Raw genomic sequence first — 12,069 nt, 5'->3', positions numbered from 1 at the left:
TATCTCGATCCGCGCCTCGGCGCCATGCATGCCGTGGCCGAAGCGGCACGTAATGTGGCCTGTGTGGGGGCAACTCCGGTTGGCGCCACCAACTGCCTGAACTTTGGCAATCCCGAAAAGCCGCGAATCATGTGGCAGTTTGCACAGGTGGTAGACGGCATGGCGCACGCCTGCGACGAACTGGACATCCCCATCACCGGCGGCAACGTCAGCTTCTACAACGAAACCCTGGGCGAGGGCATCTATCCCACGCCCGTGCTGGGCGTGGTGGGGATTCTCGAGAACCTCGACCGCGTGATGAAGCCCGACTTCCGCGCCCCCGGGCGCAGCGTGCTGCTGCTGCGCGTCTGCGAGCCCGGCGATCCCACCGACGCGCTGGCCGAGTTCGGCTCCTCCGAGTACGCCAAGGAGGTGCTGGGCGCGCTCTGGGGTTTCCCCCCCGCGCTCGAGATGGAGAAGGAAGCTGCCCTGCAAAAGTGCCTTGTGGAAATCATCGCCGCCGGGCTGGTCGAATCCGCCCACGACTGCAGCGAAGGTGGTGCAGCCGTTACCCTGGCGGAATGCTGCTTCGCCCACGGCGTGGGCGCCCGCATGGAATTGCCCGCCAACGACTTACCGGCGGAATGCGTGCTTTTCGGCGAGGACGCCAGCCGCGTCGTGGTTTCCTGCGACCCAAAGAACGTCCGGCGAATCCAAGAAACTGGGGTAAGATACGGCGTAGTCGCGGACCTGCTCGGGGAAACGGTTCCAGAAAAATTTCAGATCACTGTGGATAACCAGGTGGTCGTGTCCGCGGCGTTGTCGGAGTTGAAGGACGCCTGGGCGCACGCCTTGGAGCGCGCGCTCGAGGTGGAACCGGCGGAAGAGTTGGTCGAAAGCTAGATCAAAGGGCATCGAGGGGCGGGCCATGGCCTTTGACAAATTCAAAGACGAGTGCGGCGTAGTCGCCATCTACGCGCATCCCCAGGCCTCCACCCTGGCCTACCTGGGGCTGCACGCGCTGCAGCACCGCGGCCAGGAATCCGCCGGCATGGTCTCCTCCGACGGCGTGCGCATGCACGTGCACAAGGCCATGGGGCAGGTGGCCGAGATCTTCACCGAAGAGGTGCTCACCCGCCTGGCTGGCCCCTTGGCCATCGGCCACACCCGCTACTCCACCGCCGGCGACTCCGCCCTGCTCAATGCCCAGCCCATCATGGTGGACTGCAACAAGGGGCTGATCGCGCTCGCCCATAACGGCAACCTGGTCAACGCCCACGATATCCGCTCGCGGCTGGAGCGCCAGGGCTCCATCTTCCAGACCACCAGCGACACCGAGGTCATCGTGCACCTGGTGGCGCAGTCGCGCGAAGAGACCCTGCCCGAGGCCATCGCCGACTCCCTGCGCCGCATCGAGGGCGCTTTCTCGCTGGTGATCATGACCCGCGACCGCATCTTCGCGGTGCGCGATCCCCGCGGCTTTCGCCCGCTGGCGATGGGGCGCATGCCCGCCCGCGACGGCGCCCGCGAGGACACCATCGTCTTCGCTTCCGAGACCTGCGCCTTCGATCTGATCGGCGCCACCTACGAGCGCGACGTCAAGGCCGGGGAGATGGTGGTGGTCGGGCCCGAGGGCATCTACTCGCGCTTCTACGCTCCGCAGATGCCGCAGACCTCCTGCATCTTCGAGCACGTCTACTTCTCGCGCCCCGACTCGGTGATCTTCGGCCGCCCGGTGGTGGTGAGCCGCGAGCAGTTGGGGCGGCGGCTGGCCCGCGAGGCCCCTGCCGAGGCCGACATCGTCGTCCCCGTGCCCGACTCCGGCGTGCACGCCGCTATGGGCTTCTCCGCCGAGAGCGGCATCCCCTTCCAGCTCGGCCTGATCCGCAACCACTACGTGGGCCGCACCTTCATCGAGCCCGAGCAACGGGTGCGCGACTTTGGGGTCAAGCTCAAGCTCAATCCCGTGCGCCACGTACTGCAGGGCAAGCGGGTGGTGCTGATCGATGATTCCATCGTGCGCGGCACCACCAGCAAGAAGATCGTGCGCATGGTGCGCGACGCCGGCGCCGCCGAGGTGCACGTGCGCATCTCCTGCCCGCCCACCGTCGCGCCCTGCTTCTACGGCGTGGACACGCCCGACAAGAAGCAACTCATCGCCGCCAACAAGAGCGTGGACGAGATCCGCGAGTACATCGGCGCCGACTCGCTGGCTTATCTGTCGCTGGAAGGCATGAAGCAAGCCTGCGGCGAGGGCGAACTCACCACCTACTGCACCGCTTGCTACACCGGCAAGTACCCCACCAAGCTGGTGGACGTGGAAGAGATCCAGCCCGCCGCCGAGCCGGTGCCCGTCAAGAACTCGGTGCCGAAGTAAGCCAATTCCACCACAGAGACACGGAGAACAGTCGCTGGTCGTTGGCCCTCGTTTGCCCGCGTATCGGCACAACGAAGCGGCTGTTCTGAGACGCCGCCGGTGCCCCTCGAGGCACAGAGAAGCTCCCTGGGAGGCGTAAGGGCACGACTTCAGTCGTGCCGTGCACGCTCCTCTTTTCGCTTGTCATCCTGAGCGCGGCGACCGGCGCCGAGCGACGCGAGGGGCAGAGCGAAGGATCTGTGTCTTGGCGGCCGCCCTCCGTGTCTCCGCGCCTCCGTGGTGGACTTTGATCCGCGGTCATCCGTGTGAACCCGCGGCGATGAAGTTCACTTGCGCGCCGCCACCACCCGCGGGATGCCCTGCAGGTCCTGGGTGACGCGCGTTTCGCTCCAGCCCGCGAGCAACGCCCGCACCGGCGCTTCCATGGAAAAGCCGATCTCCACCACCAGCCAGCCGCCGTCGCGCAAGACCTCGCGCGCCTGCGGGACCAGGCGCCGGTAGGCACTCAGCCCGTCCGCCCCGGCGAAGACCGCCACCTTGGGCTCGAACTCGCGCACCTCGCGCTGCGTCTTCTCGGGCTCGGCCTCGCTGACGTAGGGCGGGTTCGAGACCACCAGGTCGAAGCCCTCGCCGTGGGGCACGCCCGTGAGCAAGTCGCTCTGCCGGAAGCTCACGCGCTCATCGAGCTGCAGCCGCGCCGCGTTGGCGCGCGCGATCTCCAGGGCTTCGGCGGAGATGTCCACGCCGCAGATCTCGGCCTGTGGCAGCTCGCGCGCCAGCGCCAACGCGATGCACCCCGAGCCGGTGCCCACGTCCACGATACGCGGACGCGGCCAGGCCCGCGCCAGTTCCAGCGTGGTTTCCACCACGTGCTCCGTCTCTGGCCGCGGGATCAGCACCGCGGGCGAGACCACCAGGTCCAGCCCCCAGAACTCCTGGTGCCCGGTGATGTACTGCGCGGGCTTGCCGGAGGCGCGCTGGCGGATGGCGTCCTGGTAGCGCGCCAGCTCGGCCGCCGTCAGCTTGCGCTCGGGATGGGCGTAGAGATAGGCGCGGTCGCAGCCCAGGGTGAACATCAGCAGGGTCTCGGCGTTCATGCGCGGCGAGCCCACGCGGGTGGCGGTGAGCTCCTCGATGGCCCCGCTGAGCGCCTGCTTCAGCGTCGAGGGAAAGCGAACGACTTCGGCTCCGCCGGCCATGGCCTCACGCCGCGCCTTCGCCCTTCAGCTTCTCCGCGTTGTAGTGGGTGATGAGGGCCTCGAGCATGGCCTGGATCTTGCCGTCGAGGAACTCGGGGAGCTGGTGCACAGTCAGCCCGATGCGGTGGTCGGTGACCCGGTTCTGCGGGAAGTTGTAGGTGCGGATCTTCTCGCTGCGGTCGCCCGAGCCCACCTGCTGGCGCCGCTCCTTGGCCAGTGCCGCGTGCTGCTTCTCCTGCTCCATCTCGTAGAGGCGGGCGCGCAGCACCCGCATCCCCTTCTCCCGGTTCTTGATCTGCGACTTCTCGTCCTGGCAGGAGACCACGGTGTTGGTCGGCAGGTGGGTGATGCGCACCGCCGAGTAGGTCGTGTTCACCGACTGCCCGCCGGGGCCGGAGGAGCAGAAGGTGTCGATGCGCAGGTCCTTGGGATCGATCTTGATCTCGACCTCCTCGGCCTCGGGCAGCACCGCCACCGTCACCGCCGAGGTGTGGATGCGCCCCTGTTGTTCGGTAGCCGGCACCCGCTGCACGCGGTGCACCCCGCTCTCGTACTTCAGCTTGGAGTAGACGCCCTTGCCCTCGACCAGCGCGATCACTTCCTTGAGCCCGCCCACGCCGGATTCCGAGGTGGAGAGCACCTCCACCTTCCAGCGCTGCCCTTCGGCATAGCGGGTGTACATGCGGAAGACCTCGGCGGCGAAGAGCGAGGCTTCGTCGCCGCCGGTGCCGGCGCGGATCTCCAGCACCACGTTCTTCTCGTCGTTGGGGTCCTTGGGCAGCAGCAGGGTCTTCAGCTCCTGCTCGACTGTGGCCAGGCGGGCTTCCAGCTGGGTCAATTCTTCCTGGGCGTAGGCGCGCATGGCGGCGTCGCTCTCCTCGGCCACCAGCGCCTTGCTCTCGGCGATGCCGCGCTGCAGGTCTTTGTATTCGCGGTACTTCTCCACCACGGGCGCGATCTCGGCGTGCGCCTTGGCGGTCTTCTGGTAGCGCGCGGGGTCGCCGATCACCTCCGGCGAGGCCAGGGCGTGCGTCAGTTCTTCGTACTTGCTCTCGACTTGTTCCAGGCGGTCGAACATAAGAAGGTCGTTGGTCGGTAGTCGTTGGTCGTTGGCCGGAGCCTTGGTCGTTAGTCGTCGGTCGTCGGCCCGAACCGTGGTCGTTAGTCGTTGGTCGTTGGTCGTTGGCCTGTGATGACCGCGAACTTCGGCTTACTTCCTGCTCCCCCGCTCAGAGAATTGATCAAAGCGTTCAGACCCCTGGCAACGCCATCCGCCCGCTCCAGCAGGGAGCCGGCGTCCTTGGCCGAGAGGTACTCCAGTTCTCTGGCGATCATGAGCTGAGTCTGCAGCTCCAGCACCGAGCCTCTGGCATGGAACAGGAAGTTGCAGAACTCGCGATCAGAATAGTGCCCCTTCCCCTCCGCGATGTTACTGGCGACCGAAACGGCCGCCCGCCGCATCTGGTTCGTCAGACCGTAAACCTCCTGCTTGGGAAACGATTCGGTTCCCTTGTAGATTGCCACCGCCAATCCCATCGCCTCCCGCCACACCCGTAAATCCTTGAATGATGCCAGCATGATTTCATCGCCTCCTGTCGCCGGCCGCGGCTAACGACCAACGACTAACGACCAACGACTCTGTTTGATTGCTATCTGAAGTCTATAGCAAGGAGAGTTCGCGGGGAGCCCCGCTAGGCGATCACCAGTTCCCCGCCCCGCTCGCGCTCCAGGGCCATGGCTTCGTCCAAGGCGCGGATGGCGCACTCCACTTGGGAGTCGTCGGGAGGCTGGGTGGTGATGCGCTGCAGCCACAGTCCGGGAACGGTCATGGCTGCCAGCAGCTTCCGGGAGCGGTGGCGGGCAGCGAAGCGGATGATCTCGTAGGAGACGCCGATGATCACCGGCAGCAGCGCCAGGCGGATGCCGAAGCGCGCCCAGAAGGTGTGCACCGGAACCAGGGTGTAGAAAACGACGGAAATCAGCATCACCGTGATCAGGAAGCTGGTGCCGCAGCGCGGGTGGAAGGTGGAGAACCTCTGTGCGCCCTCCACATTCAGCGGCCCGCCCGATTCGTAGGCGAAGACCGTCTTGTGCTCCGCCCCGTGGTACTCGAAGACGCGGCGGATGTCCCGCCAGCGCGACAGCCCCCACAGGAAAAGCAGGAACAGCAGGATGCGGATGGCGCCGTCCACCAGGTTGAACAGGATCTGGTTGCCGAAGGCGGGCACCGACTTCTTCAATTCGGTCACCGCCACCAGGGGCACGAACTTGTAGAGGAAGATGAAGAAGCCCAGCGACAGCACCAGGTTCAGCGCCAGCACCCAGCCGCTGATCTGGATCTTCTTCTGGTTCTGCTCGCGCGGGATCTCCTCCAGGGCGACGTTGGCGGCGTAGCCCAGGGCGCGAAAGCCCAGCATCATGGCTTGCCCCAGGGTGACCAGCCCGCGCACCACCGGCCAGCCCAGCCACTTGCGCTTGTCGGAGGGACGCTCCAGGGGCTCGCTATGGACCGCCATCTCGCCCGAGGGCCGGCGCACGGCGATCCCCCAGGCGTGCGGCGAGCGCATCATCACGCCCTCCAGCACCGCCTGGCCCCCGATGAGAGTCTCCTCCCCGCTCTCCAGCGCGGGCAGCAACTGGACAGCAGCCAGAAATCGCAGGATGGGTTTAAGGCGAATCACTGCTATTAGATGCGGGACAACCGCTCCATGATACAGGGGAACGCGCCCGCGGCCAAGGCTCCCGAGCCCGCGCTCCGTCAGTCCTTGACCGTGACCTCGAACTTCTGCTCGCCGGCCTGGTTGCCGCCCTTGGCGGTGATGACCACGTTCCACACTCCCGCCATGCTGAAGGTGCCGCTGCCTTCGTAGGCGCCGTGCCCCTTGTCGGCCAGAGGGAACTCGTTCTTGCCCATGTCCATGAGCTTCATGACCAGGGAGGCCTGCACCTGGGCGCCACTCACCGGCTTGCCCGCCAGGTCGGTGAGCCGCAGGCGGAAGGTCGTGGCCTTGACGATGCGCGGGGGCGCGTCCAGCTCCAGCGCCATCTGGAAGGGCATGCCCGGGGCCGGGGGCAGGGGCGTGACCGCGCTGCTGGCGGCAGCAGGCTGCACCTGGGGCTGCGGGGCTTCGCTCTTCTCGCAGCCCGCCAGCGCCAGCAAGATCGTGGAGGCGAGGATCATCCATCTCATTCTGCGCACGTCACGTCCTCCCTGAAGTCCTCTGAGTACTGAGTACTGCCGCTCAGTGCGAGTGCTCGTCGGCGGCGGGCACCACGCAGCCGCTGGCCATCTCGCAGGCCGCGTGCTCGAACTGGATGGTGGTGTGATAGATGCGGAACCTCTCACCCAGCATGGCGTTGACCTCCTGCAGGATGCGCTCGCTGGCCGAGGGCGGGATGTCGGCGATGGAGATGTGGCAGGAGAGGGCGTGCGACTCCGAGCCCAGGCTCCACACGTGCAGATCATGCACGCTGTTGACCCCGGTGATGGCCTCGATGGCGGCGCCGATGCGCTCCAGCTTCATGCCCCGCGGCGTCCCTTCCAGCAGGATGTTGAGGGTCTCGCGCAGGATGCCGAACGACGACCACAGGATCAGCGCTCCGATGCCGACCGAGAGCGCGGGATCGATCCAGCGCTGCCCGCTGAGCAGGATGGCGCCGCCGCCCACGATGACGGCGGTGGTGGAAAGCGTGTCCCCGAGCATGTGCACGAAGGCGCTGCGCACGTTCACGTCGCGCGCCGTCCCGTAGAGCAGAAAGGCGATGACGCCGTTCATGACCACGCCCGCCGCCGCCACCCAGATCATCACCTGGGCGTGAACCTCCACCGGCGCGGTCAGCCGCCGGAAGGCCTCGTAGAAGATGAGGAAGGCGATCAGCACCAGGAGGAGCGCGTTCAGGAAGGCAGCCAGCACCCCCGCGCGCTGGTAGCCGTAAGTCTTGCGGGAGTCGGGCGGGCGGGTGGCCACGTACACCGCCACCCAGGAGAGCAGCAGCGCCAGGAAGTCGGAGAGGTTGTGCCCCGCCTCGGAGAGCAGGGCCAGGCTGTGGGCGCGCACCCCCGCCACCGCCGTGACCACGATGTAGGCCAGGGTCAGGACCAGCGAGATCTGCAGCACCCGCGAGGTGCGCTGCGTCCCGTGCGCATGCATGCCGCCAGTCTACTAAAACTCAAACTCGCCCTGCACTCCCTCCAGGCGCAGCAGGTGGCGCTTGACCTCCAACCCGCCGCCGTAGCCGCCCAGGCGGCCGTCGGCGGTGATCACGCGGTGGCAAGGGACGACGATGGCCACGGGGTTGCGATGGTTGGCCTGGCCCACCGCGCGAAAGGCCGCGGGGCGCCCCACCGCGCGCGCAATCTCGGCATACGACTTGGTCTTCCCGTAGGGGATGCGCAGCAGCTCCTGCCAGCAGCGCTTCTGGAAGTCGGTGCCGCGCAGGTCGAGCGCGAAGGAGAACTCCCGCCGCTGCCCGGCGAAGTACTCCTGCAGTTCGCGGGCGTAGGGCCGGGTCTCGGCCTCGGACTCCACCCATTGGGTCTTGCGGCGCAGGCTGCGAGGAGGAAAGTCGCGGCGGTCGAACTCCAGGCAGGCCAGGCCGCGGCTCGACACTCCCAGCAGCAGCTTTCCCACGGGTGAGTCCATGCGCGAGTAGTAGAGGGTCTCCACGGTTCCTCCTCTGCTGACACGAGCCTAGCATCGGCGGACAAAACAAAGAAAGCCCCCCGTCTTGCGACAGGAGGCTTTCCTGTAACACGAGTCCCCGCCGACTCGTGTAACTCGTTGGCCCGTCTACTTGGGCGAATCCGGTTGCGGCTGGGAAGCGGGCGCCGACTGCGGCGGCTGTAACTGATCCGCAGCCCCGGGCGCTGCCGTGGACTGCGTCCCCAACTGCTCGGTGTCGTTGCGCAGCACGGCCACCTCCACCGTGCCGCCGGCGCCGTGTCTCACCTTGCCGCCCTCGGTGGTGAGGGGCGCGTTGCCCATCCCCACTACGTAGATGCGGTACACCGGGATGTCATGGTTGAGCACCAGGTAGCGCACCACCGAATCCGCCAACTGCTGCGAGGTGGCGATCGCCTGCTGGCCGCGGCCGGACGCGAATCCCTGGACCTGGACCACGTATCCTTTCTGCGACTTGAGCGGCTCCGCCATCTGGTCCAGAGCGTCCTTGGCGCGCTTGCTCAGCGCCGACTGCCCCGGCCGGAAGCGGATCTCCATCTCCGAATCGGTGCGGTACTGGTCGATGCTGCTGACCACCTTCTGCACCGTCTGCAACTGGTCATTGGCCTGCTGCGCGGTCTGGTGGGCCTGATCGGCGCGCTGCTGGGCGGCCTGGGCATGCAAGTCGGCCTCGCTGGCCTTGTTCGACGCCATCTGGATGCCCGCCTGCGCGCGCGCGTCCACGTCCTGGATCATCTTGGCGTTGGCCTGGGTGAGCTGGTCCAGCTCGTTCAATTGGTCCTGGATGGGCTGAACCTGCCGCTGCACGTATTTCTTGCGGGCGAAGGGATTCAGCTTCCCCCAGAAGCCTTCCTTGCGCACCTCCAGCTTCTTGGGCTGCGGCTCCTCGGATGCGGCCGGCGCGGCCGCGGGTGCCGGCTCCGGGGACGCGGGCATCTGGCTGCTGCTGTCGGCGGGCTGCGCGGGCGGCTGCTGCTGATCACTGGCCGCGGGCTTCTGCTTCGGACTACCGGAAGTCGAACTGGCCGGCGGTTGCTGGCCCACCGCCGCCAAGACCAGGACCAACCCCAGGGGGAAGGTCATCAAGCTGCGTCGCATGGCGAATCCTCCAAGACGACCTGTAGATATCAGGTCAAGTGCCAAACCAAGGAAGCCCTTGGACTCCACTAACCCTTTTGTTTTGAATGTATTGCCTCTCCGGCACGAGACCCGAGTCGAGGTAGGAAGTCGCCGCACCAAGTAATTTCGTCACACAAGCTGCTATAAACATCGGTTCACGGTTTCATAGGAGCCCGCATCCGATGCCTTGCTCGCTTCGCCCCCGCTCCGCCCGCTTTGCTTCCTTCTTGGTCGTGCTGCTGCTCGCGGCCGCGCCTGGCCTGCCGGGACAGACCACCGCCCTCCCCTCCGCCCGGCTGGAGCCACAGCGCCTGGAGCAGTATTCCGACCTGGCTGTGCGCTGGATGCAGGAGTACCTGCAGGTGGACACCACCAACCCGCCCGGCAACGAGCTGCGTGCCGCCACCTTCCTGAAGAAGATCTTCGACCAGGAGGGCATCGAGAACCAGGTCTTCGAGTTCGCGCCCGGGCGCGCCGACATCTGGGCGCGGGTGCGGGGCAGCGGGGCGCGGCGGCCGCTGATCCTGCTCAACCACATGGACGTCGTGAGCAGCGATCCGCAGCGCTGGCGCGTGCCTCCCTTCAGCGGCGCCCTGGTGGACGGCTCGCTCTACGGCCGCGGCGCCCAGGACATGAAGAACGAAGCCCTGGCGCAACTGCTGGTCATGGTCATGCTCGAGCGCGAGCACGTTCCCCTGGACCGCGACGTCATCTTCCTGGGCACCGCCGACGAAGAGGTGGACAGCGCCGGCACCGACTGGATGATCCATCACCAGCGCGAGCTTCTGGGCCACGCCGAGTACTTGCTGACCGAGGGCGGTGAGAACCTGCTGCGCGACGACGGCCGCGTCGCCTACGTCGGCATCGACACCGCCGAGAAGGTCCCCTTCTGGCTGCACCTGGTGGCGCACGGCAAGCCCGGCCACGGCTCCCGTCCCCTGGAAGACTCCGCTCCCAACCGCCTGGCGCGCGCCCTGGGTCGCATCCTCGCTCACCCCGCCGAGATGAAGGTCATTCCGGCGGTGGCGCAGTATCTGCGCGACATGGCGCCCTACCAGCACGGCCCGCGGGCGCGCTGGTTCGCCGATCCCCAGGCCGCCCTCAAGGACCCGCGTTTCCGCGCCGAGGTGGAGCGCGATGAGTCGCTGAACTACCTGCTGCGCAACACCCTCAGCCTGACCATGCTGGGAGGCTCGCAGCAGACCAACGTCATCCCCGGAGAAGCCTGGGCCAACCTGGACGTGCGCCTGCTTCCGGGTGAGGACCCGCAGCGCTTCCTGGAGGGCATCCGGCGGGTGGTCGCGGATCCCCAGGTGACGGTGGAGCCGCTGTCCTCCACCTTCCTGGCGGCCAACTCCTCCTCCACCGACACCGAACTGTTCCGCGTGATCCGGAAGGTGGCGGCGAGCTACTTCCCGGGAGCGCCGGTCACGCCGCGGCTTACCAGCGGCTACGACGAGAACCAGCGCTACCGCCAACTGGGCATGGTGTGCTACGGCTTCTCGCCCTACGCGGCCACCTCGGAGGAGTCGGACACCGAGCACGGCGATAACGAACGCATCCGCGTGGAGGAGGTGCGGCGCGGCTACCGCGTCCTCTACGACGTGGTGGTGGGCGTGGCCGGCGCCCGCTGAAAGCAGCGGCAAAAAGACCCCCGGAGCTTCTCTTGGCAGCACTCCGGGGCGTAGGATAGCTCTGTTGTTTCCCTCCCCTCTGGCCAGGAACAGGAGCCGCAGTGGGACGCAGAGGAGCCAAGCGGGGGATGCCGGCCAAGGCAAAACCCGGAGCCGTCGCCGACAAACTGCTGCCGGCGCCACCGGCGGGCTCGCGCCTGCGCAGCCTGGACGATGCCGACAGCCTGCGCGCCCTGGTGCGCAATCTCAAAGAAGGCATGTACATCACCAACGCCCACGGCGAGATCCTGGACGCCAACCCCGCCTTCCTGGAGATGATGGGCGTCCACTCCCTGGAGGAACTGCGCTCCTTCAACGCTCGCGACTTCCTGGTGGAGCCCGAGGTCCGCGCCCGCGAGCTGGAGCTGCTGGCCACGGAAGGCTCGGTGCGGGAGTTCGAATTGCGCATCCGCCGTCCCGACGGCCAGATTCGCACCGTGCTCGACACCGCCTACGCCGACCACGATCCCCACACCGGTCAGCAGTTCTACTACGGCATCCTGGTCGACATCACGCTGCGCAAGCTGCTGGAGGCGCAACTGGTGGAGCAGAGCATCCGCGACCCGCTCACCGGGTGCTTCAACCGGCGCTATCTCACCGAGTTCGAGAGCCGGGCGCGCAGCGGCCGCCACTCCTGGGGCTGCATCATCCTCGACATCGACCACTTCAAGCGCTACAACGACGAACACGGCCACCAGGCCGGCGACCAGGTGCTGATCCGCATCAGCCGCTTCCTCATGCGGCAGACGCGCGCCGAGGAAGGCGTGGTGCGCATGGGCGGCGACGAGTTCCTGGTGCTGCTGACGGCCGCCGACGCCCGCCGGGTGGAGAGCGCCGCCCTCCGCCTCAAGGCCACGGCCGCGCAGGAAGGCCTGGCGCCCTTCTCCGTGGGCTGGGCGGTGCGTGAAGGCGGCGAGCGCCTGGAGAAGACCATCAACCGCGCCGACTCCCGCCTGCTCACCAGCCGCGGCCACCGCCGCGAGGTCGCCGAAGACCGGCTCCATCGCCCGGGCAAGCGCGACCGCCGCCGCCGCGGCTGA

12 protein-coding genes are annotated in these 12,069 nt (G+C 67.2%); 4 read left to right on the top strand and 8 right to left on the bottom strand.

Annotation, left to right across the window (positions count from 1 at the left end; all coding sequences use genetic code 11):
- Positions 1-882: AIR synthase related protein (locus tag VEG08_06290; GenBank protein HXZ27594.1), on the top strand; the 882-nt coding region annotated here is incomplete at its 5' end.
- A gap of 25 nt (positions 883-907) precedes the next feature.
- A complete protein-coding gene (gene purF, locus VEG08_06285) occupies positions 908-2,356 on the top strand; it encodes an amidophosphoribosyltransferase (protein ID HXZ27593.1) in 1,449 nt (482 codons plus the stop codon).
- Positions 2,357-2,682: 326 nt separating this feature from the next.
- On the opposite strand, the gene prmC is transcribed toward purF, so the two are convergent.
- From prmC to VEG08_06245, 8 genes are all read right to left on the bottom strand, one after another.
- The gene (gene prmC / locus VEG08_06280) at positions 2,683-3,555 is read right to left on the bottom strand and encodes a peptide chain release factor N(5)-glutamine methyltransferase (GenBank protein HXZ27592.1); all 873 of its coding nucleotides are present in this window, start codon (positions 3,553-3,555) and stop codon (positions 2,683-2,685) included.
- 4 nt (positions 3,556-3,559) lie between these two features.
- A complete protein-coding gene (gene prfA, locus VEG08_06275) occupies positions 3,560-4,633 on the bottom strand; it encodes a peptide chain release factor 1 (GenBank protein ID HXZ27591.1) in 1,074 nt (357 codons plus the stop codon).
- An 83-nt stretch (positions 4,634-4,716) separates the two neighbouring features.
- Positions 4,717-5,133: a four helix bundle protein gene (locus VEG08_06270; GenBank protein ID HXZ27590.1), complete on the bottom strand. Its 417-nt coding sequence runs from the start codon at positions 5,131-5,133 to the stop codon at positions 4,717-4,719.
- A 113-nt stretch (positions 5,134-5,246) separates the two neighbouring features.
- On the bottom strand, positions 5,247-6,236 hold the full coding sequence (locus VEG08_06265) for a DUF1385 domain-containing protein (GenBank protein ID HXZ27589.1): 990 nt from the start codon (positions 6,234-6,236) through the stop codon (positions 5,247-5,249).
- A gap of 77 nt (positions 6,237-6,313) precedes the next feature.
- Entirely contained in the window at positions 6,314-6,736 is a 423-nt protein-coding gene (locus VEG08_06260; GenBank protein ID HXZ27588.1) for a FixH family protein, read from the bottom strand.
- A gap of 61 nt (positions 6,737-6,797) precedes the next feature.
- Positions 6,798-7,706, bottom strand: coding sequence for a cation diffusion facilitator family transporter (locus VEG08_06255; GenBank protein ID HXZ27587.1), 909 nt, complete (start codon positions 7,704-7,706; stop codon positions 6,798-6,800).
- Positions 7,707-7,718: 12 nt separating this feature from the next.
- Positions 7,719-8,222 (bottom strand): methylated-DNA--[protein]-cysteine S-methyltransferase, encoded by a 504-nt coding sequence (locus VEG08_06250; GenBank protein HXZ27586.1) that lies wholly within the window; start codon positions 8,220-8,222, stop codon positions 7,719-7,721.
- A gap of 123 nt (positions 8,223-8,345) precedes the next feature.
- Complete coding sequence (locus VEG08_06245; protein HXZ27585.1) at positions 8,346-9,335, bottom strand: OmpA family protein; 990 nt, start codon at positions 9,333-9,335, stop codon at positions 8,346-8,348.
- 203 nt (positions 9,336-9,538) lie between these two features.
- Between VEG08_06245 and VEG08_06240 the strand changes: the two genes are divergently transcribed.
- Both VEG08_06240 and VEG08_06235 read left to right on the top strand, forming a co-directional pair.
- Positions 9,539-10,990, top strand: a complete 1,452-nt coding sequence (locus tag VEG08_06240; GenBank protein ID HXZ27584.1) for a M20/M25/M40 family metallo-hydrolase — start codon at positions 9,539-9,541, stop codon at positions 10,988-10,990.
- A 128-nt stretch (positions 10,991-11,118) separates the two neighbouring features.
- A complete protein-coding gene (locus tag VEG08_06235; GenBank protein ID HXZ27583.1) occupies positions 11,119-12,069 on the top strand; it encodes a sensor domain-containing diguanylate cyclase in 951 nt (316 codons plus the stop codon).

Source organism: Terriglobales bacterium (assembly GCA_035624475.1).
Taxonomy (GTDB): Bacteria; Acidobacteriota; Terriglobia; order Terriglobales; family Acidobacteriaceae; genus DASPRL01.
This window is presented reverse-complemented; position numbering and strand designations above follow the sequence as displayed.